24 protein-coding genes are annotated in these 22,172 nt (G+C 66.3%); 17 read left to right on the top strand and 7 right to left on the bottom strand.

Annotation, left to right across the window (positions count from 1 at the left end):
• Nucleotides 1-39 precede the first annotated feature (39 nt).
• From sctJ to PanNE5_RS02740, 4 genes are read left to right on the top strand one after another with little or no spacing between them, the layout of a single operon-like run.
• Complete coding sequence (sctJ, locus tag PanNE5_RS02755) at nt 40-822, top strand: type III secretion system inner membrane ring lipoprotein SctJ (RefSeq protein WP_232424618.1); 783 nt, start codon at nt 40-42, stop codon at nt 820-822.
• Nucleotides 780-1,466 carry a type III secretion system domain-containing protein gene (locus tag PanNE5_RS02750; protein WP_261939190.1) on the top strand — a complete coding sequence of 229 codons (687 nt, stop codon included), beginning with the start codon at nt 780-782 and terminating at the stop codon, nt 1,464-1,466. The genes sctJ and PanNE5_RS02750 overlap by 43 nt, the downstream gene beginning before the upstream one ends.
• On the top strand, nt 1,442-2,131 hold the full coding sequence (locus PanNE5_RS02745; protein ID WP_017233969.1) for a hypothetical protein: 690 nt from the start codon (nt 1,442-1,444) through the stop codon (nt 2,129-2,131). The genes PanNE5_RS02750 and PanNE5_RS02745 overlap by 25 nt, the downstream gene beginning before the upstream one ends.
• Complete coding sequence (locus PanNE5_RS02740; RefSeq protein ID WP_261939189.1) at nt 2,124-3,260, top strand: TyeA family type III secretion system gatekeeper subunit; 1,137 nt, start codon at nt 2,124-2,126, stop codon at nt 3,258-3,260. Before PanNE5_RS02745 ends, PanNE5_RS02740 begins: the two co-directional genes overlap by 8 nt.
• Before the next feature lie 76 nt (nt 3,261-3,336).
• Here the strand turns inward: PanNE5_RS02740 and PanNE5_RS02735 are convergent, their stop codons facing one another.
• The 5 genes from PanNE5_RS02735 to PanNE5_RS02715 all read right to left on the bottom strand — a co-directional run bounded on the left by PanNE5_RS02735 (nt 3,337) and on the right by PanNE5_RS02715 (nt 7,640).
• Nucleotides 3,337-3,750 (bottom strand): hypothetical protein, encoded by a 414-nt coding sequence (locus PanNE5_RS02735; RefSeq protein ID WP_017233967.1) that lies wholly within the window; start codon nt 3,748-3,750, stop codon nt 3,337-3,339.
• A gap of 201 nt (nt 3,751-3,951) precedes the next feature.
• Nucleotides 3,952-4,191: an EscE/YscE/SsaE family type III secretion system needle protein co-chaperone gene (locus PanNE5_RS02730; protein ID WP_261939188.1), complete on the bottom strand. Its 240-nt coding sequence runs from the start codon at nt 4,189-4,191 to the stop codon at nt 3,952-3,954.
• Nucleotides 4,166-5,497, bottom strand: coding sequence for a type III secretion system inner membrane ring subunit SctD (sctD, locus tag PanNE5_RS02725; protein ID WP_261939187.1), 1,332 nt, complete (start codon nt 5,495-5,497; stop codon nt 4,166-4,168). Before sctD ends, PanNE5_RS02730 begins: the two co-directional genes overlap by 26 nt.
• A complete protein-coding gene (locus PanNE5_RS02720) occupies nt 5,494-7,110 on the bottom strand; it encodes an EscC/YscC/HrcC family type III secretion system outer membrane ring protein (RefSeq protein WP_261939186.1) in 1,617 nt (538 codons plus the stop codon). Before PanNE5_RS02720 ends, sctD begins: the two co-directional genes overlap by 4 nt.
• A 2-nt stretch (nt 7,111-7,112) precedes the next feature.
• Nucleotides 7,113-7,640, bottom strand: coding sequence for a hypothetical protein (locus PanNE5_RS02715; RefSeq protein WP_261939185.1), 528 nt, complete (start codon nt 7,638-7,640; stop codon nt 7,113-7,115).
• 314 nt (nt 7,641-7,954) lie between these two features.
• Between PanNE5_RS02715 and PanNE5_RS02710 the strand changes: the two genes are divergently transcribed.
• From PanNE5_RS02710 to PanNE5_RS02655, 12 genes are all read left to right on the top strand, one after another.
• Complete coding sequence (locus tag PanNE5_RS02710; protein ID WP_017233962.1) at nt 7,955-8,614, top strand: two component system response regulator; 660 nt, start codon at nt 7,955-7,957, stop codon at nt 8,612-8,614.
• Between the two features lie 156 nt (nt 8,615-8,770).
• Nucleotides 8,771-9,160: a hypothetical protein gene (locus tag PanNE5_RS02705; RefSeq protein ID WP_261939184.1), complete on the top strand. Its 390-nt coding sequence runs from the start codon at nt 8,771-8,773 to the stop codon at nt 9,158-9,160.
• The gene (gene sctV, locus PanNE5_RS02700; RefSeq protein WP_261939183.1) at nt 9,157-11,232 is read left to right on the top strand and encodes a type III secretion system export apparatus subunit SctV; all 2,076 of its coding nucleotides are present in this window, start codon (nt 9,157-9,159) and stop codon (nt 11,230-11,232) included. The genes PanNE5_RS02705 and sctV overlap by 4 nt, the downstream gene beginning before the upstream one ends.
• A 1-nt stretch (nt 11,233) precedes the next feature.
• Nucleotides 11,234-12,595, top strand: a complete 1,362-nt coding sequence (locus PanNE5_RS02695; RefSeq protein ID WP_261939182.1) for a FliI/YscN family ATPase — start codon at nt 11,234-11,236, stop codon at nt 12,593-12,595.
• Complete coding sequence (locus PanNE5_RS02690; RefSeq protein WP_261939181.1) at nt 12,571-12,981, top strand: hypothetical protein; 411 nt, start codon at nt 12,571-12,573, stop codon at nt 12,979-12,981. The genes PanNE5_RS02695 and PanNE5_RS02690 overlap by 25 nt, the downstream gene beginning before the upstream one ends.
• A 118-nt stretch (nt 12,982-13,099) precedes the next feature.
• The gene (locus PanNE5_RS02685) at nt 13,100-13,546 is read left to right on the top strand and encodes a hypothetical protein (RefSeq protein WP_017233088.1); all 447 of its coding nucleotides are present in this window, start codon (nt 13,100-13,102) and stop codon (nt 13,544-13,546) included.
• Nucleotides 13,536-14,705, top strand: a complete 1,170-nt coding sequence (locus PanNE5_RS02680; protein WP_261939180.1) for a hypothetical protein — start codon at nt 13,536-13,538, stop codon at nt 14,703-14,705. The genes PanNE5_RS02685 and PanNE5_RS02680 overlap by 11 nt, the downstream gene beginning before the upstream one ends.
• 48 nt (nt 14,706-14,753) lie before the next feature.
• Nucleotides 14,754-15,404, top strand: coding sequence for a type III secretion system export apparatus subunit SctR (sctR, locus tag PanNE5_RS02675; protein ID WP_017233090.1), 651 nt, complete (start codon nt 14,754-14,756; stop codon nt 15,402-15,404).
• 19 nt (nt 15,405-15,423) lie between these two features.
• Nucleotides 15,424-15,690, top strand: a complete 267-nt coding sequence (sctS, locus tag PanNE5_RS02670; RefSeq protein ID WP_017233091.1) for a type III secretion system export apparatus subunit SctS — start codon at nt 15,424-15,426, stop codon at nt 15,688-15,690.
• Nucleotides 15,691-15,695: 5 nt separating this feature from the next.
• The gene (sctT, locus tag PanNE5_RS02665; RefSeq protein WP_261939179.1) at nt 15,696-16,538 is read left to right on the top strand and encodes a type III secretion system export apparatus subunit SctT; all 843 of its coding nucleotides are present in this window, start codon (nt 15,696-15,698) and stop codon (nt 16,536-16,538) included.
• A gap of 7 nt (nt 16,539-16,545) precedes the next feature.
• On the top strand, nt 16,546-17,697 hold the full coding sequence (locus tag PanNE5_RS02660; protein ID WP_261939178.1) for an EscU/YscU/HrcU family type III secretion system export apparatus switch protein: 1,152 nt from the start codon (nt 16,546-16,548) through the stop codon (nt 17,695-17,697).
• Complete coding sequence (locus PanNE5_RS02655; RefSeq protein ID WP_261939177.1) at nt 17,694-18,770, top strand: lytic transglycosylase domain-containing protein; 1,077 nt, start codon at nt 17,694-17,696, stop codon at nt 18,768-18,770. The genes PanNE5_RS02660 and PanNE5_RS02655 overlap by 4 nt, the downstream gene beginning before the upstream one ends.
• 9 nt (nt 18,771-18,779) lie before the next feature.
• On the opposite strand, the gene PanNE5_RS02650 is transcribed toward PanNE5_RS02655, so the two are convergent.
• Complete coding sequence (locus tag PanNE5_RS02650; protein WP_017233095.1) at nt 18,780-19,391, bottom strand: glutathione S-transferase family protein; 612 nt, start codon at nt 19,389-19,391, stop codon at nt 18,780-18,782.
• Nucleotides 19,392-19,614: 223 nt separating this feature from the next.
• Here PanNE5_RS02650 and purB point away from each other — a divergent pair, with 223 nt between their 5' ends.
• Entirely contained in the window at nt 19,615-20,988 is a 1,374-nt protein-coding gene (purB, locus tag PanNE5_RS02645; RefSeq protein WP_017233096.1) for an adenylosuccinate lyase, read from the top strand.
• 192 nt (nt 20,989-21,180) lie between these two features.
• Here the strand turns inward: purB and secF are convergent, their stop codons facing one another.
• Complete coding sequence (gene secF, locus PanNE5_RS02640; protein ID WP_017233097.1) at nt 21,181-22,158, bottom strand: protein translocase subunit SecF; 978 nt, start codon at nt 22,156-22,158, stop codon at nt 21,181-21,183.
• Between the last annotated feature and the right edge of the window lie 14 nt (nt 22,159-22,172).

Here is a 22,172-nt window from a genome sequence, read left to right as displayed (position 1 = left end):
GCCGACGTCGTGACGAGATCGGCGAGACGCACCCCGTCCGTGGCACAAAGCCGTTGGCGCGGTCGATGGCTGCTGGGCAGCCTGCTCGTGATCTCGCTCGCCGGGTGCAAGGTCGAACTGCATCGCTCGCTGAGCGAGACCGAGGCCAACCAGATGTTGGCGCTATTGCTGGTGTCCGGGCTGCAGGCCGACAAGCGCGCCGACACCGCGGGCATGACGGTTCGCATCGAGCGCAGCGATTTCGTGCGCGGTGTCGAGGTGCTGCGCCAACACGGCTTGCCGCGCCAGAAGCGCGCGTCCGTCGAGGACGTCTTTCCACCAGGACAACTCGTCAGTTCGCCTGTGCAGGAGCAGGCGAAGCTGATCTATCTCAAGGAGCAGCGACTCGAGCGCATGCTCGCGTCGCTCGACGGCGTGATGGTGGCCGAAGTCTCGATCGCGCAGGTGCCGACGGATTCCGCAGGGCGCACGACCTTGCCGCCCGGCGTGGCTGTCTTCGTGAAGTACAGCCCCGAGATCAATATGACGCAGCGTATGACGGACATACGCAGTCTGGTTCACGACAGCGTGCCGGGGGTGACGCCCGAGCGCATCAGCATCGTGTTGCAGCCCGCCGATTATCGTTTGCCCCGCGCGTCCATCGACGCGTCGACAGGTGCGCCCACGGGCCCATTGACGGATCGCGGACGCGGGCTGCCGACGATGACGTGGGGCATGGTCGTGGCGGCGTGTATCGGGCTGGCCGCTGCCGCGGCGGTGGCGTGGCGTCGGCGCGCATCATGGGTGCCGCGTTTGCGCGCCCGCGTATCGAAGGCATCGTGACGCCTGCGCACTGCGGCGGCGCTACCCAACTTGCACGCCTGATCTGGCAGCCCGGCATGCAAATGGACGTCGGTTGGTGGCGCGCGTTCGAAATGTTGCCTTGGCGAGAGGCCTACCGGCGACACGCCGCGTGCCGTGCGTCCATCGACTGTCTGGTCATCGCCCGGCGCGGCTGGCCGGGTGCGGCGGCGGGCGATTGCGCGCCCCCGCAAGGCAACACGGCGCAAGCGATGCTGAGGCGGTTGCCGAACCTGCGACGTCTGTCGTTGGCCCACGGCTTGCGCGCGATGGGATGTCCAGACTATCTCCTGCTCGGCACGTACCGCCGTGCGTTGGCTTCGTGGCTCGACGCCTGGCAATGCGACCGTTTGCTGCTCACGCGTCGGGATTGGCCTGCCAGTCCCACCCTGTCGCCCGAGCAGGTCGTTCCTGCGGCGCTGGCGGCCACCGGCGCGTGCCTGGATGGCGCGCCTGAGCTGCCGTGCGTCGAGGTGGCGACGGTGAGCAAGGCCGCCAGACTGTTGCTTCCCCCGCCGGCCGACATTGAACCGTTTGCGTCGGGTGCGCGTTTGACGAACGAGGACATCTGGCTGCGGTTTGCAGCGCTGGAGAAGATGCTATGTATGTCGTCGACTTCGCCTTGACGGCCATCGAAGCGATGGACGGCCCCGCGCCCGCGGGGCCGGTGATTCCCCGCCAGGCACTCGAGGAGCTTCGCGAACAGGCAAGTCTACGGGCTCGCTGGATGGCGCAGGCAAAGACCGAGCGTGACGCCGCGCTGGCCGACCGCGAACAGGCACGTATCGATGCGCAGGCGCTGCGCGACGCGTGGCGGGACGCGGCGCGCGAGCAGGCCAGAGAGGAGGCGGCGGCGCTTGCGGAAACAGCCCGCCGTGACGCCGTGGCGCAGGCCGTTGCATGGCTGGTCGACGAGGCGTCGCTCGAGCGCGACATCGTTCGCTCGTTGGAGCGTCGCGTGACAGACGCCCTGGGCGCCGCGCTGTCGAATTTCATCGCCCCGCTCGATGTCGGTGAGCGCTTCGCACAACGCGTCGCACGCGCTTTACCCGCGCTGGTGCGCGAAGGAGCCCTCGTGCTGCGAGTGCCGCCCGCCCATCGCGACGACGTGGCCGATGCCTTGCGAGCGGCCGATATTGTGCTGGCCTGCACGGCGGATGCCACGCTGGTTGGCCGGCAGGCCCGCATCGAAAGCGAATGGGTGACGGTGTGCCTGGATCTCGACGCGGATCTCGCGGCCGTCCTCGAGCGCCTGAACGCGAGTCCAGATCTGGAGATCGCTGATGGTTGAGCGCTTGCCATCGTCCGGTCCATCGACGGGTCGGGCAATCCAGGAAAACAAGGCCGTTGAGCGCCGGGTGGCGGACGAATGGCTGCCGCTGGATGGTGAGGCAAGCGCGGCGCGAGGGTTGCCTGCCGACATGCCGGGACATATCGCGCTTATCGAAGCGACCATCTCGCAGAACGAAGAGGCGGCGGTCGCCGAATCTCAAGAGAATCTCAGCTTCGCCCTCGGGGTGCGATTCCGCAGGGCGAGCGATCGCGATGTGCGCGACGACAAGCAGCGTGCGCGCGCCCTGTTCGAGCAGCAGATGCATCGGTTTGCGCGCGTGAACGCGGCGCAATTCGAGCGACTGCGCGGGCAGTTGCGCGATCTTCCGTTCGTTCCCGACCCACATCAACTGATTCGCCAGGCCCACCTGTCGGCCGGGCATGCGGCGTTGGTCGTTGCGGCCTGGTTGGCCGATGGCGGGCTGGACAGCAGAACGCGCAGCCGCTTGCGCCGGACGTTGGACGAACTGACGTCGTCCGAGACGTGGGCGATCGAGGCCTTCGCTGCGCTGGAATGCGGTAACGGGCAAAACCCAGGCATGGCGCTGTTGCAACAACTCAAGTCGCTGTTCCGCCAGTCACAAGGATCGCAGCGCTCGTTGACGCAATGGTTCGACGAATGCCGGCGCTTTGCGCAGCGTCGTGCGCGGTTGCGCGCGCTGATGCAGGCGCTGGGGTTGGAGTTGGGCGCGCGCGAGGCCGGTGCGGAGCTCCCGCGTCTGGCGGCCGTCATCGACGATCTTCGTCGAGTGGTGCTGTTTCTCACGCTGGAGTCGGCATGCGAGCAAGCGGCGCAGACAGTGCGCGCGGCAGGCGCTCGCGCGTTTGAGACGGACACGATGATCTCGGAGATGCTCACGTTACTGGATCAGCCGTGGGTGGGCGTGGAATGGCTTGCGCAACGCGCGGCCCATCTAGGCATGGTGACGGTCGACGCGCGCTACGCGTTTGCGCGCGAACTGACTCGGCTGGTGCAGTCGGCCCATGACGGTTGCTTTCGCGACGAGACACAGCGCGAGACGCTCGGCGAAGCACTGGATGGCTGGCGCGCGGAGATCGCCCACGAGGGAGAGGTGACCGGGGGGTAGTGGGGAAGTGGGGACGCGAGGATCGGGGGGATGGGCTGGCGCACAACGGATGCGCCAACGGGTACCGCGGCGGCGCTCAGGCGCGCAGGTGCTCCCGGCAGAGCTTGATACGGTCATAGAAATCGGTGAGCGCTTGCGCGAACGGCTCGGGCTCGGCGGCGGCTTCGTCCGTCACCTGCGCGTGAAGAATCAGACGACGGTCGCGCTCGCGCAACTGCACGTGCCCGGTGACGGCCCATTCGGCCGGCTCAATGAGCAATTGCAGAAGCCGCTCACTGTTGGCACGATGCAGACGTGCGGCTTCGTCGGTGGCCACAATGGCATGAATACTGCACGCCTGGTTTTTCAAGGTTTCCACGATGATGCTGGGCGAGGCGGTAAACGTCAGCTCGATGGGCGAGTGATTGTCGACGGTATTAATCTTGCTCGGGTCGCAGCCGATCAACTTCAGCGCTTCGACGAGAGTTTTCGCTAGGTCGTAACTTGGCATGATATGCGTGGAGAGTGGAAGAAATCGTCGACGCGCCCCGTGCCAGCGTCCTGCGACAACGCGGGGACGAAAACCGCTCGCACGGGGCGCGCGATGCCGAAGGTTCCCACGATTGGACCGAGCAGACTTTGGTCGCGCGAGCTGGGTTGTCGCTTCTGCGCACACGCGAGCATCGATCGACGCCCACCGTCGCTCCCGTCGTCACGACGACGATCCGTAAGACGTGGCGTACCGCCGCGCGACGCCCTCGAGAATCACCTCGGCGGCGCGGACCGCTTGCATCTGTGTTTGCGCAAGCGCGTGCTGCGCGGGCGCAAGCGGCGTGTGCAGCGCCTGTTGTAGCGTCTGGCGCGCGACATCGAGCTGTGTGCCGACGTCGCGCGCGACAGCCTCGGGCGCGGCGGCGAGGCGGTCTTCAAGCTGGGTCAGGCGAATCGTCATACAGCGTCTCCGGAGACAGGGGTAAGTAGAAAAGCCGGTCGTGCGAGCCGATCGACACGCCGCCCGTATGAATCGCGATCACGCGTGTGCCGCCGGGCAGACGCGCCCCCTGCGCCAGGCGCGTGCCGTCGGCGAGGGTGATCTGCGGCGCGTTGGGCGAGCCACCTATGCTCACGAGCGGCGCGGAAAAGCCTGTTTCGACCAGCGTCGGGATCTGTGGCGGAAGCGGCTCGATGCGCACGGGCATCGCGTTGTCACCGGTGTTCCATGTGTCGACGATCCCCTTCAACGACGCTTGGCGTCCCACGGTCAGTGCCCCGGTAAGCCGCCATCCGTTGCGATCGCGTGCGATATCGATGCCGCGCAACTGGCCGGCGTCGCGTAGCGTCTTCAACAGCCGCTCGAAGCTGTTGGCCGTGCCTTCTGCCACGCGCCAGCCATGCGGCAGCGCCAATGCATCGAGCGCGTTGGCGGCTGAGCGCCAGCGGGCGTCGGCGACCGTCGGCGCACCGATGAGCACTTCGCCGTCCGGCGTGACGCTCACCTGTGCGGTACCGAAGCCGTGCAAGCGTAGCAACGTGCGCACTGTCTGTATGGAATTCGCGGGGCACCAGGTCTCGTCGCTCAACGCTTTGCCCAGCCAACGCGCCTCGGCGCGCAGTCGTGCAAGCGCGTCGTCGTCGATGCAGCCACCGGACAGGCGTACCGCATTGCCGCTGTGATCCAGCACGACGCGGGGCGCGACGCGTGCCGCGAGCGCTTTGAGCGCATCGGGCGGTGGCGGCGCGGCGATGACGTTGGCGGTTCCCGTGCGCCAGATCGCGACGCCCGCCGCCGCGATCAGTAGCGATAGTCCCGTGACTGCGATCCAGGCGGTCTGGGCGCGAGCGCGCCGCGCAGGGGCTTCGGCCGCTTGGGGGGATTCGGGCGCGAGGGTCATGCGAGGCGATGCCGTGTGCTCGGGACGCCGCTCTGGACGTTTTGGCATGGGCGCGGGAGCGCTTTCGCTGCCGTCGCCGAGCCAGATGCCGAGGCCGGCAAGATCGATCGCCGTATGCAGCGGGAGCCTGAGCGTGTCGGCCGCGCGATCATCCGATGCGGCGACGGGCACGCCGTCGACCCAGACTGGCGCCGGCGTGAGCAGGCGAACGCCATCGTCGTCGACGCCCAGCGCGATCTGGGCGCCATGATCGAGCGTCATCGCGATATCGGAATCACTGTCGCCGATCGTGAGTGTGCCCGGTGGTAGCGGCATGGGTCGTCCGGCGAGGGGGCCGTCGAGCAGCGTGAGCGTGAGCATGCTCATGCGCTCGGCAGGTCGGCCGCCGGCTCGGCCTTGATCAGAAACAGACGCATGACACTGTCGCTCCGGTTGCTCGTCGAACTGAACAGGCGGCCGATGAGCGGCAGATCGCCCAGCAGGGGAATCTTGCGCTCCTGCTCGTGCTGCGCGTCCTGCACGAAGCCGCCGAGCAGCAGGCTTTGTCCCGCCTGGAGCGTGGCATGCGTCGAAATCGAGGAGTTGCGGATCGTCGGGACCTCGTTGCGGCTGTTGCGTTCGCTGCGCACTTCGCCGCCGTCTTCAATATTGAGGGTGAGCATCACCTGCTCGCGACCATCACCTTCCTGCGGAACGAGTCGCGGCGTGACACGCAATAGCGATCCCGACGTCACGCTCTCCAGTTTGGCGACCTTCTCGCCTGAGACCTTGGTATAGAACGTCACGCTGCGATCGAGTACGGCCTGCATATTGTCGAGCGTGACGATGGATGGGCGGGATAGAACGCGCGCCTTGGAGTTTCGCTCCAGCGCGCTCAAATTGACCATGAACTTGTTGGTGTCGCCGACCAATGTCGTGAACGTGCCGGAGTCGCCACTCTGTGTCTGCGAGTTCAGCGACACGGCGCCGAAGCCACCCAGCCGGGCGCTGCCGGAGAAGTCGACGCCAAGTTCGGCGATATCGCTGGCGTTGACGTCGATGATCGCCACCGAGATGTCGACCAGGCGGGGCCGGATGTCGAGCTGCGCGATCAGGTCGCCATAGATCGGCAGATTGCGTCGCCGCTCACGCACGATGACCGCATTGCGACGCGGATCGGCGGAAAAGCGCGGCGTGCCGGAGCGCGAGCCGGTGGCGGGGGGAAGGCGGGCGTCAAGGCCGGCGCCGGCCGACGCGCCCGGCGAGGCAGACGCCGCCGCAGTGGCACCGAGCGGGCCGGCGCCGAGAATCAAATCCTTCAGTACGCTGACAACGCCCGGCACGACGACTTCCTGCCCGCGATAAAAGTACCTCGTGTCGTCGGCCGTCGCGAATTTCAGGGGAAATATCTTGATGGTCTCTTCGCTTTCCTGCTGATCGCGGGCGTCGCGTTCGAGGTGGTCTGCGAGCATGGCAACCGTCTCGATGCAGGCGGGAACGCCGGCGATTTCGAGCGCGTGAGTGGCCGGAATCGCCCGTGCCACGCAGTGCCGCGGGTGCAGCACACCGGCATTGCGCAGGTGCCCGAGCAAGTCGCTGGGCGAGGCGTAACGCACAGACATGACGCGCCGCGTTGCCTCGCTGGATTTATAGACGTTCAGCGTCTGGCCGTTGAAGTACCACGAAAGCCGATAACGTTCCGATAGGGCGTCGAGGGTCGCCTGAGCGGCACCCGCAGGTAGCGTGCCGATAAAGCGATCGGCGACGTGAGGACTCACAACGGTCGGAATGCCGTGGTGCGCCCCGAAGTCGCGCAACAACTCCGCGAGAGGCGTGCCTGCGCTCTGGAAGACGAACGGGCCGCCGCGCCAAACCGGCGTGCCCGGTGAGACCCGGGGCGCATGCGCCGTGAGGGGCGCGGCAAACGACGCGGTGGCCAGCGTGACGCACAGGCTCCCGGCAAGCAGGGCGACGGTGCGCGAAGTGAAGGAAGGCGGCATGGTCAGCAGCGGCGCAGCGTGTGAAGACGGCGGCTGGCGTCTGCCGCCCCGGCCGGGCGACCGGACGCGTGCGGCGTGAATGATGCAGGTGGCACCGCGTCGGCGCGCGTGCCCTGCGACGTCACCATCATGCAGGCCAGCAGTTGGCGACGAAGCTGCGCTTCCACGCGTGCGGCCGGTTCGCCGGCGTCGAAGCGGTGGACCCACCAGAGGACGTCGTTCGCAAGGCACAGGCTGTCGTCGCGCAACGCCGGCTGACCGGCCAGCACGAGGGAGAGCCGCAAGAGCCAGCGTGCGAGCGCCGGGTCGTCGTCGAGTGCGGCGGCGAGCGGTTGCGCATGGGGATGAGCATGGGGATGGACTTGCATAGGGTCGTGCGGCGGCAGTGTCAGCGCCGTCGCGACGCAATAGCCGCCGTCGACTCGACACGTCCAGCCGCGTTGGCCGTCGAGATCGAGCGCAAGGCGCGCGCCCTGTACGTCGCGCGAGGCAATCCAGTCGAGCGCGGCAAGCGCAAATGGCAAACGCATAGGTATCTGAAGGAGGCAGTGCACGGGCACGGGGAACAAAGCGCATGCGACATCGGCGGCATACGCCATCACGGGTCGCCGTCGATCGACACGGCGGCGCACAAGATTCCTCATTATCAAGCGCTGAGGTGCCGGCACAATCCGGCGCAGACCTGAAGTGACGCTCGGGCGCCGTGGTTTGGGGGGCTTTCCCACGTCCGACGTCAGGCGAAGGCACAAGATTCGCGCAAGTGGCCCGAAGTCGATAGAAAGTGAACAAAAATCCGTATGAGTGCTTGCGTGAGTGCTTATGACCAACTGTCGAGGAGCTGCGAATGACGGGGTGTATCGGTGTCGTCGTTGTCGAAGACCACGAGTTACTGGCCGACGGACTCTGCTGCCTGATCGAGCACGATCTCGGTTGGCGTGTGCTTGCCCGGGTCGTCAACGGGCTCGATGTCTACCGGGCCTGCGTGGTGCATCGACCGACCCTGATGATGCTGGATCTGGGCCTGCCCGGCATGGACGGCGTGGACGTGATCCGCCAATGCGCCCAGCGTTGGCCCGACCTGCGTATCGTTGTCAACTCGGCCAGCAACGACAGCGAGCGGGCACGCCAGGCGCTGGAAGCCGGCGCGGCGGCTTACGTGCTCAAGAGCAGCCCTCGCACGACCTTGATCCACGCGTCGTACCAGGTCATTCGTGGCGAGCGCTTCGTCGATCCGGCCGTGTTCGGTGGCATGCACGATCCGGCGGGCGCGCGCCACGTGCCCCGCCCATGTGCGGTCGAGATGCCCGAACGGCTGCTGACGCTGCGTGAGCGGCAGGTGCTCAAGCTGGTCGCGGAAGGGCAACGTAATCGCGACATCGCGCAACTGTTGTCGATCAGTGTGAAGACGGTCGAGACCCACCGGCTGAACATGATGCGCAAGCTCGATGCACACAACGTGGCCGATATCGTGAATTGGGCACATCGCCTGCGCATGATGCTGTGACGATGGTCACCCCTCGTCGGAACGCCCGCCGCGAAATTCAGGTATGCGCCGGATAGCCCCCGCGGCCGTGGATGCGCGACCATGCCCGCTGCCGCTACCTGAGCGCCCTCCGAGCCGCGCGTGCGCCGCCAGCACGTTCCCAACGCAAGATCGCCGATGGACACCCAGACTCAACGCAAGCTCGAGCAGCTCTTCGAATTGCTGGCGCTATCGCCGCAACGTGTGGCCCCTCGCATGCGCGTGGTGCTTGCACCCTGCGTGCTGATGATCGAGGTCGATGCGCAGGGCGTGACGTTGGTGTTGACGCTGATCGATCGCGCCGCCCGCGCGCAGCGGTGGTTGCCCATGTTGCTGCAAACCTGCGCGCCGGAGTGGAGTCTCGGCATTCCCGTGCGGGCATGCGTGGCGCAGGGGCGCCCGATGCTGATCGCGACACCGCCGGCGAGCGGCAACTCACAGGCCGTTGATTGGTTCGCTTGCCTCGGCCGCATGCGGCGCCTGTTGGAGCGAATCGATGCCCGGCAGCAGCAGGAGGTTTACCCGTGACGCGCCTGCTGCCCTGGCTTCGCGTCGCTGCCGGCCGGCAGGACATCGTGCTGGCCGCGCTGCTGCTCGTCACGGTGCTGATGATCATCATCCCGATGCCGCCGTCGGTGATGGATCTGCTCATCGCGCTCAATCTGGGCCTGTCGCTGCTGCTGCTGATGGTGGCGCTCTATATCAACGAGCCGCTCGATTTCTCGGCGTTCCCGTCCGTACTGCTGATGACCACGCTGTTTCGGCTGGGGCTCACGATCAGCACCAGCCGCCTGATTCTGCTGCGCGCCGACGCGGGCGACATCGTCTACACGTTCGGCGATTTCGCTGCAGGCGGGAACATCGTCGTCGGCATGATCGTGTTTCTGATCATCACTGTCGTCAACTTCATCGTCATCACGAAGGGCTCCGAGCGCGTGGCCGAAGTCGGCGCCCGGTTTTCGCTCGACGGCATGCCCGGCAAGCAGATGAGCATCGACGGCGATCTGCGCGCGGGCACCATCGACGCAGCCGAAGCCAAGCGCGTGCGCCGCATCGTGCAGAAGGAGAGCCAGTTCTACGGCGCGATGGACGGGGCGATGAAATTCGTCAAGGGCGATGCCATCGCCGGCCTCGTCATCATCGTGGTGAACTTGCTGGGCGGCATCGGAGTCGGCGTCTTCATGCGCGGCATGAGCGCGGGCGATGCGGCGGCGATCTACGCGATTCTCTCCATCGGCGATGGGCTGGTGTCGCAGATCCCGGCGCTGCTCATTTCCGTGACGGCAGGCATTATCGTCACGCGGGTGCCTGGCGAGCAACGTCGCAACCTGGCGCGCGAGCTCACCGATCAGCTTGCCGCACAGCCGCGCTCGCTGACGTTGGCGGCCGTGGTGCTTGTGCTCTTCGGTCTGATCCCTGGCTTCCCGATGCACTATTTCCTCCTGCTCGCGGCGCTGGCGGGGACCGCCGCGTGGTGGGCAGGGCGCAGAGGGGGCGAGGGCCAAGGGGACAAGGACGGCGCGCAGGGAGACGCCGGCGGAGCGCAAGCGAAACCGGGACGCCCTGGCGCGCAGCCGCTGCAGGCACGGGTGGGGGCCGCGCTGGCCGAGGCAGCGGGCGGCACCGCGGTGCTCGCCGCGCGCATCAATGCCCTGCGCGATCAGAAGTTCGAGCAGTTCGGCGTGCCAATGCCCGAGGTACAGGTGGTCGTCGACGCCGGCCTGCCGGGCGAGACGCTGGAAATTCAGCTCTATCACGAGAGCGTGATGACGATCGATTTGGCCCCTGACGCCGCATTGGCGCAGCACGACGCGGCGCATCCGATGCCCGCGCTGCGCAGCCTTGACGCCGGTGCGCCGCGCGAGATGCCGTTGCCGTTCGGCGGGCAGATCCTTTTCTGGCTGGACGACGCGCAACGCCAGGCGTGGCAGACGCGAGGCGGCACCGTGATCGTGGGCGCGGACCGCGTGGCGCACTGCGTGTCGCTGGTCATCGACGCGCATGCCGCCGATTTCCTGGGTGTGCAGGAAGCGCGTTTCCTGATGGATGCGATGGAGGATCGCTACGGCGAACTCGTCAAGGAGCTGCAACGCCAACTGCCGATCAGCCGGACGGCGGAAGTCCTGCAGCGACTGGTCGCCGAGGGCGTGTCGATTCGCGACCTGCGGCGCGTGTTCGAGGCCCTGATCGAATGGGCCCCGCGTGAGCGCGATCAGATCATGTTGACCGAGTACGTGCGGCTCAGCCTGCGACGTCACATCACCCGGCGCTTTCGACGGGGCACCGAACACATCACCGGGTGGAACGTGGGACGCGGCATCGAAGACACCGTGCGCGCCGCCGTGCGGCAGACGGCGTCGGGGTCCTATGCCGATCTGAATCCCACGCAGACCGACGCGATTCTGAACGCCATCGATGGCGCACTGACCGCGCATGACGGCACGCCAGCCGTGCTGTTCACCGCCATGGATGTTCGGCGTTTTCTGCGCAAGCTCGTCGAGCGCGAGCGCGCCGATCTGGCGGTGTTGTCGTTCCAGGAAGTGGCCGACGAGCCGCATGTGCGGGTGCTGGGCACGATCGACGTGCAGGGAACCTACTGAGATGCGTCGCCCGGACGCCACACGCATCGCCAATGGGCTTCGTCGAACGCTCGACGCGCGGCGCAAGGCGTGTGACGAGTGGCGGCGGATGTCCGGCGGTGATGCGCGCTACGGTCGTATCGACAAGATCACCCCGAATGCGATGCGGGCCCGATTGCCGGGCGCGGCGCTCGGTGAGCAATGCCGCGTGGTCTCGCCGTCGCTCGACGCCGAGGTGATTGCGGTCGAGGGGCGGCATGTCTGGCTTGCGCCGTATGCCGAGCCGAACGGCGTGGCCAATGGCGCGCTGGTGCAGGCGCTGGGAAGGTCGTCGCGCGTGGCCGTCGGCGATCACCTGATTGGCGAGGTGCTCGATGGGCTGGGGCGGCCGTTGGTCCGTGCGGCGGCCGACGAGACGCCGACGTCCGGCGTGGCATGGCGTTCACTGGACACGGAGCCGCCGCCCGCGATGACGCGTGCGCTGGTGTCCACGTGCCTGCCCATCGGCATTCGCGCGATCGACGGCATGTTCACCTGCGGTCGTGGCCAGCGATTGGGCATCTTTGCGGCGGCGGGGGGGGGCAAGAGCACGCTGCTGGCGATGATGTGCCAGGGTGCGCAGGCCGATGTGATCGTCGTGGCGCTGATCGGCGAGCGCGGGCGCGAGGTGCGCGAGTTTCTCGAGTCGGCCCTCACCCCTGAGGCGCGTGCACGAACTGTCTGCGTCGTCGCGACATCCGATCGTCCCGCGCTCGAACGGATGAAGGCCGCCTACACCGCGACGGCCATTGCGGAGGCGTTTCGCGACGACGGCAAAGACGTGCTGTTGCTCATGGATTCCCTGACGCGCTTCGGGCGCGCCGTGCGCGATATCGGGATGGCGGCGGGAGAGCCGCTTGGCGCGACGAGCGGGTTGCCACCGAGCTTTTATGCGCGTCTGCCCCGGTTGCTGGAGCGCGCGGGGACCGGCGTGCGCGGCAGCATCACCGCGTTCTATACGGTGCTCGTCGAAGGCGACAACCTGGATGAGCCGCTCGCCGACGAGGTGCGTTCGATCGTCGACGGTCACATTGTGCTGTCGCGGCGTCTCGCGCAGGAAAATCACTATCCCGCCATCGACGTCGCGAGGAGCCTCTCGCGGGTGATGGCGGCGGTGACCGACGCGCCGCATGTCGATGCGGCGGCGCGTGTCAGGCGCGCGATGGCGCTGGCGGCGCAGGTTGAGTTGCTGGTACGCGTTGGCGAATATCAGCCGGGCAACGATCCGGAGACCGACGACGCGCTCGCGCGGGCCCCGGACATCCGTGCCTTTCTTTGTCAGGCGCAGCACGACGTGACGCCATTCGACGACACGCGCGCATGGCTCGAACATCTCGCGAACTGACGGACGACGAGGGCCTCGCGGCGTTGGCGGCCCTCGCCCAGCGCCGCGAAGCCAGCCTGCGTGCCGCACTGGCCCGCATGACGGTCGCGGCGCGCGATGCCAACGAGGCGGTCATTGCGTGCGAGCGCGCGTGCGACGCGCAACGTCGCGCGTGGCAGGACGCATTGTCGCGCGGCGGTGTCTACGGGCCACGCGAGGCCGCGGGCGCGCCGGGTGCGGTGGAAGTGCAGCGTGCCGCCCTTGGCGAGGCGCGGAACCGGCACAGCGCTGCACTCGCGCACGCGAAGCTTGTCGACGCCGAAGTGCTTCACCAACGCGAGCGCCTGCAGGCGAATGCACGCAAACAGGAAAAACTGCGGGAGTTGATGACGTTTCACCGCCGGTGAATGGGCAATGGGCCGCTGAAGACGGAACCGTCTCACGCCATTACCCGGCGCCGAAGGGATTGCGCACCTATGCCGAACGAAACGCGCTCACCACCATTGCCATCAAGAGGACTTCACGATGCGTACCATTCACCGAAGCGGCCCGTCAGCCGATGCGTTCGTCAGCTTGTCCGACCGTTCGTCGTCGCAACGGCGCGGCACGGCAACGCCCGATGGAAGGCCAAGCGGCGACCGTCACGAACGGACCTTCACCCTGGCATGCGAGCCGGCCGCGTGCGTGTCCGGACCCGCGGATGTGCTGCGTTGGTTGCGTGTCTGGCACATGCGCCAGGAGGCCAACTGGGACGGCGGCAGTTCGTTGCGCGTGTTGGTGCATGGTGGCGCGCTCGATGCGTTGGTCGTCGAAGCGCGGCGCGGACGGCAGGGCGTGACGGTGAGTCTGCTCTGCGTGCGGCTCACGATGTACCGGCGCTTGCTGGCGCATCGAGGGCGGCTCGAGCGCGCCCTGACGTCGCGCCTGAAGGTGTCCGTCACGATCGAAGTCGAGGCGCGATATGCCCCTTGAGCCGGACGTCGGGTTCATCGCGGCGTCGACGCCGGGGCCGTTGGATGAGGCGCTCATGGGCGCGGCCTGCGTGGAGTTTGTCGAAGGCGATACCGAAGTCCGCGTCGGCTGGCTACGTGCGGGAGGGGACGGTCTTGTCGTGACGGCACGCGTCGACGACGGTCTTGTCGGCCAGACGCGCTTCTGGTGCGACGCGCAGCAGTGGCGCGACTGGCTCGCGCCGAACCTGCCGGTTCCGTCGTGGGACGCGCTGCCGCCCTCGTGGCGGGCCAGCGCGGCGTCGCTCACGCTGGCGACGGGCGATGTGAGCGCGGATATGTCGCTCGACGCCGCGGTCAGTGCGGCCGACGCGGCCCGCGATACCAGTTCGTGGCCGCGCGCGACTGACGTCGCGGCCGCGGAAGTGGAGACAGCGTGGCGTGTGGGCATGGTGTTGCAGCGAGAGGGACGTCGGTTGGCGTTGATGTATCTCGACGGCGCGACGTCGTGGCTGTGTGAGCGCTGCCGGAGGGCGACGCCAGGCGACACCGCGCTCGATCCGTCGGGATTGCCGACGCGTCGATGTGCGCTGGTGGCGGGGTGGGCGACCTTGCCCAGCGCGCAATGCGAGCATCTGCAGGTGGGAGACGCCGTACTCCTCGACGTGGCGGCTCACATCGCAGGCGGTGAGTATTGGCTTGTGGACGGCGACCGCGCCATGGCCATGCGTGACGGCCGGCCGTTGGATCGGCGCGTCCTGCAACTCGACGACACGAACGCCAGTCCCCCCGACGACACCCTGTCGACGGCGGCCGGAGCGCGCCAGGGAGCAGCCACCGTGCGTTTGTCTGCCCTCGTCGCAGAAAGGCAATTTCCCATTCCGTTCCTGACCGCCTGGCGTTCAGGCAACGATGCCGTTTCCCAAAGCGAGGCAATCGCCTGCGCGTTGTCGGCCGATCGAATCACGCTTCTGCGTGACGACACACCGTGGGCCGTCGGGCGTTTGCTGCGTTTCGACGACGGACGACTCGCGGTGTGCATCGACAGCGTGATCGGCGCATTCGCCGCGAACGCTTCGCTTGAGGTCGCCCTCACCGAAGGTGACGCGCCCGGTGAGCGCGATTCTCCCCGCGCCATTTCGGGTCGTGACCGGATGGGCGTGCATCCGGAGACGACCTAACCTCTCGGATACCCCACCCGGTCGTCAACGCCGCTCATTGGAGTTTGCATGTCCCTGCTCGACCACCCGGTGCAGCTCGTCGTCGTACTGTCGCTGCTCTCGATCATGCCGTTGCTGGTGGTGCTGGGAACCGCGTTTCTGAAGCTGGCGGTCGTGTTCGCCCTGTTGCGCAATGCGCTCGGCACGCAGCAGATTCCGCCCAACATCGCGATTTACGGCTTATCGCTCGTGCTCACCTGTTTCATCATGGCCCCGGTGGCCTTCGACATCGAGGCCAATCTCGAGACGCGTCCGGTATCGCTGTCGTCCAAGGATTTCGTGGCCGATGTCGATGCGAGCGTCCTGTCGCCCTACCGTGCATTTCTCACCCGTCACACCGACGCGAGACAACGCGACTTCTTCGCCGGCGTCGGCCGCGATACCTGGCCTGAGGCGCATCGCGACCGCCTGGGCAGCGACTCGCTGCTCGTCCTGATGCCGGCGTTCGCGCTGAGCCAACTCGCCGAAGCGTTCAAGATCGGGCTGCTGCTGTACCTGCCGTTTGTTGTGATCGACCTGGTGATCTCGAACATCCTGCTCGCGATGGGCATGATGATGGTCTCGCCCATGACCATTGCTCTCCCGTTCAAGTTACTGATCTTCGTCATGATGAACGGTTGGGAGCAGTTGGTGCGCCAGTTGATGCTCTCCTACGCATGACGCGGCCCGGAGCGCACCCATGAGTGAAGCCATCGTCGTCAATCTCACGAGCGAGATGCTTTGGCTTACGCTCCTCCTGTCGCTGCCCACCGTGGTGGTGGCGGCGGCGGTCGGCGTGCTGGTCTCGCTGGTCCAGGCGCTTACGCAGGTGCAGGATCAGACCGTGCAGTTCCTCATCAAGCTCATTGCGGTATCGGTCACGTTGGCCGCCACCTATGCGTGGATGGGCCATGTGCTGCTGCATTACGCGGGTAACGCGTTCGAGCAGATCAGCCGGATGCGGTGAGCGGCATGACGTCCTCCTTCGTGCCGGGCATGGCGCCCGGCGTCGACACCTTGCTCTCGCCGCTGTGGGCCGACCTGTATGGCTGGTTGGTGGCGTGGGGCGTGGCGATGCTGCGCCCGCTGGGCATTGCGATGCTGCTGCCAGTGTTCTCCGTCGGCATGCTCGGCGCCGGCATGTTGCGCAATGCGCTGGTGCTGGCGCTCGCTTTGCCGGTGGTGTCGCTCGTGCATGCAAGTCCGGAAATGCCGTCGCACTGGGGCGCATGGGGCATGCTGGTGCTGCGCGAGTTGTGCATCGGCGGCCTGCTCGGCTTTGCCGCCGCGCTGCCGTTCTGGGCCGTCGACATGACGGGGTACGTGATCGACACGATGCGCGGCGCGTCCATGGCGAGCGTGCTCAATCCGTTGATGGGGGCGCAGTCGTCGGTCTTCGGCATCGCGCTCACTCAGATGCTTTGCGTGCTGTTCTTTGTCACCCCGGCGGCGCAGGCCTTACTCACCGCGTTATATGACTCCTACGCCGCGCTGCCGGTGGGGCAGCCGTGGCAATGGCATGACGACAGCGTGGCCTGGCTGCTCGCGCTCTGGCAGGCGGTGCAGGTGATGTGCGTGGCGGTGGCGCTGCCGGCGATGGTCGTGATGGTGCTGGTCGATATGTCGATGGGCTTCATCAACCGGGCCGCGCAACAGCTCAACGTTTTTTTTCTCGCCATGCCGGTGAAAAGCGCGATGGCGCTGCTGGTGACGGTGGCCAGTCTGCCGTTTGCCGTCGCCGTGCCGCTGCAGGGCTGGTATCGGCTGCCCGACGTGTTTCGCGCCTGGGCCGCGCTGGCGCTGCCTGCATCCTGAGGCCGACATGAGCGAAAAGAGCCAGCCGCCCACCCCCAAGAAGATCGAAGACGAGCGCAAGAAGGGGCGCGTCGCGAAGAGCGCCGATCTTGCCGTGTGCATGCAACTCGGCGTGGTGCTGGCGTGGCTGACGTTCGAAGGCCCGGCGCTTTACGACGCGCTGCAAGCGCTCGTCGCGCGCATGTTAGGGCTGCTCAACGATCCGGTGGACGACGCCGTGCGCGGCATGCTCGGACCGTCGCTGCTGCTCTTCGTGCGTTTTGTGGGCGGTCTTGCCGTGCTGGTGATCGTGACGACTTGGCTGGCGATGGTGTTGCAGGTCGGCATGCTCGTGGCGCCCGAGAGCGTTCGTCCCAAGTATGAACGGATCGATCCCATCGCCAAGGCCAAACAACTGTTCTCGATGCAGTCGCTCTTCGAATTCGGCAAGTCGTTCGTCAAGGTCGCGGTGCTGGCCGTGGTCTTTTTCTATCTGATCCGACAGTACACGCCGTCGCTCGCCGCGCTGCCGCAGTGCGGGCCGTCGTGCGGTCTTGCCCTCACGGTGCGGTTGATGTTCTGGTTGATGGCGGTGTTGGTTATCGCGTACGTGGTGTTCGGCGGGCTCGACTTCGCGTATCAGAAGTATCAGCTTCGCAAGCAATTGATGATGTCCCACGACGAGATCAAGCGGGAATCCAAAGAGGTCGAGGGCAACCGGGAGATCAAGAACAAGCGGCGCGACATTCATCGGGAAACGATCGAAAGCGGCAGTCTGTCGGACAACGTGAAGCGGTCGACGGCCGTGGTGCGCAACCCGACCCGCATCGCGATTTGCCTGCGCTACGTGCCCGGCGAGACGGCCGTGCCGATGGTGATCGAGAAGGGCCGCAACGAACGCGCGCGGACCATCGTCCGGCTCGCCGAGCGCGAAGGCGTGCCGATAGTCGAGCACGTGCCTGTGGCGCGCCGCCTGATGGACGACGTCGAGGTCGACGCACCGATTCCCCCCGATCTGTTCGACGCAGTGGCCGCGATTCTGCGGCTCGCGCTCGACCTGCCTTATGAGGTGCAAGCGGCGAACGCCACGCCGCACGCTGATGCAATGCCGCAGGACGGCTGCGTCGGAGGCGGCATGAAGGACGCGCCCACGCGCTCGGCTTCGGGAGACGGCGTATGAGTGGGCGCCGGATTCGGGACTTGTGCCGGTGGCGCGCACGGCTCGCGGGAGGCGTGCTCAGCGTGTTAAGCATGATGGGGCCGTCGATGTCCGTATGGGCGATGGACGGGGGATTGCTGCCGCGTCATCCGCGAGTGGCTGACGCGCAGCTCGTGGTACCCGTGCCGCGGGCCACGCCAGACGCGTTGGTGCGGCCCGTGCCCGCGCCTGTCGACGCCAGCCCCGGCGACGCGAACGCACCGACGTCGATCATCGCCACCTCCCGCGACACGGCGGCACCGATGTCTGTCGTCGCCAGCCCCCGCGACACGGCGGCACCGATATCTGTCGTCGCCAGCGCCCGCGACACGGACGCACCGACGTCTGCCGACCCCGCGCTGCCCTTCGACGCGGTGGTGCAACGCGCGGCGCAAGTGGCGTCGGTTGATGCGGCGCTGCTGCACGCCATTATCGACACAGAATCGGGATATGATCCGCAGGCGGTGTCCGTGCGGGGGGCGATCGGGTTGATGCAGGTGCTGCCGCGCACTGGCGCGCGCTTCGGCGTGCGACGTCTCGAAGACCCGGCGGAGAATGTACGCGCTGGGGCGTCCTACGTCCGCTGGCTGCTGGCGCGCTTCGACGGCGACCTGACGCTGGCATTGGCGGCCTACAACGCGGGGGAGGGTGCGGTGCTGCGTTATGGTCGTCAGATCCCGCCGTTCCCGGAGACGCAGAATTACGTGCGCAAGGTGATGGCCGGATACGCTCGGCTACGCGACGCGAGTCCGGTGCCAGCGGTGCCCTCGCGACCTTTGCCACCCATGCAGCCCATGCAGCCTGCCGCCGTCCTTGTCGATACGACGCCCGATACCAAGGCGCCCGCCACGACAACGCCGGCTCGGGAGCGCGGCGATATGTCCTCGAACGAGGCCGCGAGGGAACGCGCCTGGCGTTTGCTGCGAGGGGTCGGGGCACTGCTGACACGCAGCCCGTCGGCGGAAGCCACCGACAGCCGCGGACGCGACCGGCCAGCGGTCGCCATGCCCGCGCGCGGCCAAGCGCGAGGCGCTGGCCCTGCGGTTGGCGGATAGGAGATAGGACTAGCGCGTGGGGGCGGTGTCGACGACCGACGGGCGCGCGGACATGCGTTCGAAGTGATCGGCCAAATTGGGGTGGGCGTCGCGCCAGGCAATCTCCGGAAACCGGAAATCGAGGTAGCCGAGCGCACAGACGACGGCCACGTCGGCCAGCGTGAGGCGGTTGCTCGCGCACCACTGGCGTTCGTCGAGTCCAAGCGCCATTGCTCGCAGCGCTTCGTCGATCTTGCCGCGCTGACGGTCGATGAGCGCCTGCGAGCGCGAGGCTTCGTCGTGGAACATCGCCTCGACGCGAATCTGCACGGCGGCGTCCGTCACGCCATCGGCGAGGGCCTCCCAGCAGCGCACTTCGGCGCGTTCGCGGCCCGAAGGGGGGATGAGCTTGCCCACCGGGGAGAGCGTATCGAGGTACTCGCAGATCACGCGCGAGTCGAACACGGCTTCGCCGTCCTCCATGACCAGACACGGCACTTTGCCCAGCGGGTTGGACTGCTGGATGCGCGTGTCGTCGGCCCACACGTTCTCCAGCTCGAGCTTGTAGTCGAGCTTCTTCTCAGCCAGCACAATGCGGACTTTGCGAACGTAGGGACTGGCGAGGGCACCGATCAACTTCATGTGAATCCTTGATAAATCGCGGTAGGGCGGGGGAGAGTATAACGTGGGCTCCGGGCGCTCGCGCATGCGTGTTGCGTATGCCGCAGCCCGGGGCGAGTCCTGCCCGAATTCCGGTGAAATCGATTCGTCCCGGGATGGGCGAGGCCGAGAATGGTAAAATACTGGCCTTTCCGAGTTGGCGGCTCGCCGGCTCCCCCGATTTTCTTTTTCGGTGCCCAGTGCCATGTCCGACGAATTCTCCCCATTGACCGCGCTTTCTCCGCTCGACGGCCGTTATGCCAGCAAGACCGACGCCCTGCGTCCGTGGCTGTCCGAAGCGGCGTTCATGCGCCACCGCGTGACCGTCGAGATCCATTGGCTGATCGCCCTGTCCAAGGCCGGTTTCGCCGAAATCGCCCCGTTCTCGGCCGAAGCGGAGACGTTCCTGCTCAGCCTGGCCACCCAGTTCTCGAACGCCGATGCGCAGCGCATCAAGGACATCGAGAAGGTCACGAACCACGACGTGAAGGCTGTCGAGTATTGGCTCAAGGAGAAGGTGCAGGGCCAGGCGGAACTCGAAAAGGCGAGCGAATTCATCCACTTCGCCTGCACGTCGGAAGATATCAACAACACCTCGCACGGCCTGATGATCAAGGGCGCGCGCGACAAGGTCGTCGTGCCCGCGCTCGAATCGCTGGTCGCCAAGCTCGGCGAACTGGCCCGCGAACACGCCGCCCAGCCGATGCTCTCGCGCACGCACGGTCAGCCGGCGTCGCCGACCACGCTGGGCAAGGAACTCGCGAACGTGGCCGTACGACTTGCACGCGCGCTCGAGCGCGTTCGCCGCGTCGAGCTGCTCGCCAAAATGAACGGTGCGGTCGGTAACTACAACGCCCACCTCTCGGCCTACCCGGAATACGATTGGGAAGCCTTCTCGAAGGCCGTGATCGAGCAGCGCCTGGGCCTGACGTTCAACCCGTACACGATCCAGATCGAGCCGCACGATTACATGGCCGAGCTGTTCGACGCCGTTGCGCGTGCGAACACCATCCTGCTCGACCTGAACCGCGATATCTGGGGTTATATCTCGGTCGGCTACTTCAAGCAGAAGACGAAGGCCGGCGAGATCGGTTCGTCGACCATGCCGCACAAGGTCAACCCGATCGATTTCGAGAATTCGGAAGGCAACCTCGGTCTGGCGAACGCCGTGCTGCGCCATCTGGCCGACAAGCTGCCGGTTTCGCGCTGGCAGCGAGACCTGACCGACTCGACCGTGCTGCGTAACATCGGCGTGGCGTTTGGCTATAGCCTGCTGGCGTACGACTCGTGCAAGCGGGGCCTGGACAAGCTCGAAGTCAATCCGCAGCGTCTGAACGACGATCTCGACAATACGTGGGAAGTGCTGGCCGAGCCGGTACAGACCGTGATGCGCCGCTTCGGCATTCCCAACCCGTACGAGCAGCTCAAGGAGCTGACGCGCGGCAAGGGCATCACGCGCGAAGCGTTGCAGGACTTCATCAAGCAACTGGCTATTCCGGAAGACGCAAAGGCGCGTCTGCTGCAAATGACGCCGGCGAACTACATCGGTATCGCCGAATCGCTCGCCAAGCGGGTCTGAGCGCGTCCGTCCAGCACGCTTTCTGCTTGAACGAAACGGGCCGCTTTTGCGGCCCGTTTTGCATGGTGACGGCAGCCTGCGCAGGGCAACGTGGGAAGCCGCTGTCGCAACGCGGAGCGCACAATGCACCGGCGAAAAAAAACCGCCGGACATGCCGGCGGTCTTCCTGACGGAGCGCAGTGAGCCGGTCGGTCAGACTCGGGCGCCGAAGTTCGGGTCGTTGCGATCGACGCCTTCTTCACCATCCTTGTTGCTGTGCTTGATGAGGTCTTCACGCTTCACGCCGAGCCACATCGCAATGGCCGCGGCCACGAACACCGACGAGTAGATACCGAACAGAATACCCACGGTCAGGGCGAGCGCGAAGTAGTGCAGCGTCTGTCCACCGAAGAAGAACATCGACAGCACCATCATTTCCGTGCTCGCGTGCGTGATGATCGTACGCGACATGGTTGTCGTGATGGCGTGGTCGATCACCTCGCGCACCGTCGCCTTGCGCATCTTGCGGAACGTCTCGCGAATCCGGTCGAAGATCACGACCGATTCGTTCACCGAGTAACCGAGCACGGCCAACACCCCCGCCAGCACCGCCAGCGAGAACTCCCACTGGAAGTAGGCGAAGAAGCCCAGAATGATCACCACGTCGTGCAGGTTGGCGATCACGCCGGCCACCGCGAATTTCCATTCGAAGCGGAACGACAGGTAGATGATGATGCCGATGACCACGAAGGTCAGCGCCAGCAGGCCATCCGTGAACAACTCGTGGCCGATTTGCGGACCGACGAATTCCACGCGACGCAACTGCACATCGGGGGCGTCGGCCTTCAGGGCGGACATCACGGCGTCGCTTTGCTGCGCACTGGTGACCTGCTTGCCGTCAGAACCGTTCTGGATCGGCAGGCGGATCATCACGTCGCGCGAGGTGCCGAAGCTCTGCACCTGCACGTCGCGATAGCCCAGCTTGCCGACTTCGCCACGGATCTTCTCGAGATCGGCCGCCTGCGTGTAGGCCACTTCCATGACCGTACCGCCGGTGAACTCGATCGACATGTGCAGGCCCCGCGTGAGCAGGAAGAACACCGCCGCCACGAACGTGAGCGCCGAGATGATGTTGAAGATCAGGGCGTGCCGCATGAACGGCACGTCTTTCTTGATGCGGAAAAATTCCATGACTGTTTCCTCTC

Origin of the sequence: Pandoraea sp. NE5 (assembly GCF_024363545.1) — a bacterium.
GTDB lineage: Bacteria > Pseudomonadota > Gammaproteobacteria > Burkholderiales > Burkholderiaceae > Pandoraea > Pandoraea cepalis.
This window is presented reverse-complemented; position numbering and strand designations above follow the sequence as displayed.

Coding starts and splice junctions, on each gene's coding strand:
- PanNE5_RS02745 (WP_017233969.1), top strand. CDS start 1,442: ATGTATGTCGTCGACTTCGCCTTGACGGCCATCGAAGCGATGGACGGC.
- sctD (WP_261939187.1), bottom strand. CDS start 5,497: ATGAGCATGCTCACGCTCACGCTGCTCGACGGCCCCCTCGCCGGACGA.
- sctS (WP_017233091.1), top strand. CDS start 15,424: ATGAGTGAAGCCATCGTCGTCAATCTCACGAGCGAGATGCTTTGGCTT.
- PanNE5_RS02685 (WP_017233088.1), top strand. CDS start 13,100: ATGCGTACCATTCACCGAAGCGGCCCGTCAGCCGATGCGTTCGTCAGC.
- PanNE5_RS02695 (WP_261939182.1), top strand. CDS start 11,234: ATGCGTCGCCCGGACGCCACACGCATCGCCAATGGGCTTCGTCGAACG.
- secF (WP_017233097.1), bottom strand. CDS start 22,158: ATGGAATTTTTCCGCATCAAGAAAGACGTGCCGTTCATGCGGCACGCC.
- PanNE5_RS02650 (WP_017233095.1), bottom strand. CDS start 19,391: ATGAAGTTGATCGGTGCCCTCGCCAGTCCCTACGTTCGCAAAGTCCGC.
- sctR (WP_017233090.1), top strand. CDS start 14,754: ATGTCCCTGCTCGACCACCCGGTGCAGCTCGTCGTCGTACTGTCGCTG.
- sctT (WP_261939179.1), top strand. CDS start 15,696: ATGACGTCCTCCTTCGTGCCGGGCATGGCGCCCGGCGTCGACACCTTG.
- PanNE5_RS02720 (WP_261939186.1), bottom strand. CDS start 7,110: ATGCCGCCTTCCTTCACTTCGCGCACCGTCGCCCTGCTTGCCGGGAGC.
- PanNE5_RS02655 (WP_261939177.1), top strand. CDS start 17,694: ATGAGTGGGCGCCGGATTCGGGACTTGTGCCGGTGGCGCGCACGGCTC.
- PanNE5_RS02740 (WP_261939189.1), top strand. CDS start 2,124: ATGGTTGAGCGCTTGCCATCGTCCGGTCCATCGACGGGTCGGGCAATC.
- PanNE5_RS02710 (WP_017233962.1), top strand. CDS start 7,955: ATGACGGGGTGTATCGGTGTCGTCGTTGTCGAAGACCACGAGTTACTG.
- PanNE5_RS02715 (WP_261939185.1), bottom strand. CDS start 7,640: ATGCGTTTGCCATTTGCGCTTGCCGCGCTCGACTGGATTGCCTCGCGC.
- PanNE5_RS02660 (WP_261939178.1), top strand. CDS start 16,546: ATGAGCGAAAAGAGCCAGCCGCCCACCCCCAAGAAGATCGAAGACGAG.
- PanNE5_RS02705 (WP_261939184.1), top strand. CDS start 8,771: ATGGACACCCAGACTCAACGCAAGCTCGAGCAGCTCTTCGAATTGCTG.
- purB (WP_017233096.1), top strand. CDS start 19,615: ATGTCCGACGAATTCTCCCCATTGACCGCGCTTTCTCCGCTCGACGGC.
- PanNE5_RS02730 (WP_261939188.1), bottom strand. CDS start 4,191: ATGACGATTCGCCTGACCCAGCTTGAAGACCGCCTCGCCGCCGCGCCC.
- PanNE5_RS02680 (WP_261939180.1), top strand. CDS start 13,536: ATGCCCCTTGAGCCGGACGTCGGGTTCATCGCGGCGTCGACGCCGGGG.
- PanNE5_RS02750 (WP_261939190.1), top strand. CDS start 780: ATGGGTGCCGCGTTTGCGCGCCCGCGTATCGAAGGCATCGTGACGCCT.
- PanNE5_RS02735 (WP_017233967.1), bottom strand. CDS start 3,750: ATGCCAAGTTACGACCTAGCGAAAACTCTCGTCGAAGCGCTGAAGTTG.
- PanNE5_RS02690 (WP_261939181.1), top strand. CDS start 12,571: ATGGCTCGAACATCTCGCGAACTGACGGACGACGAGGGCCTCGCGGCG.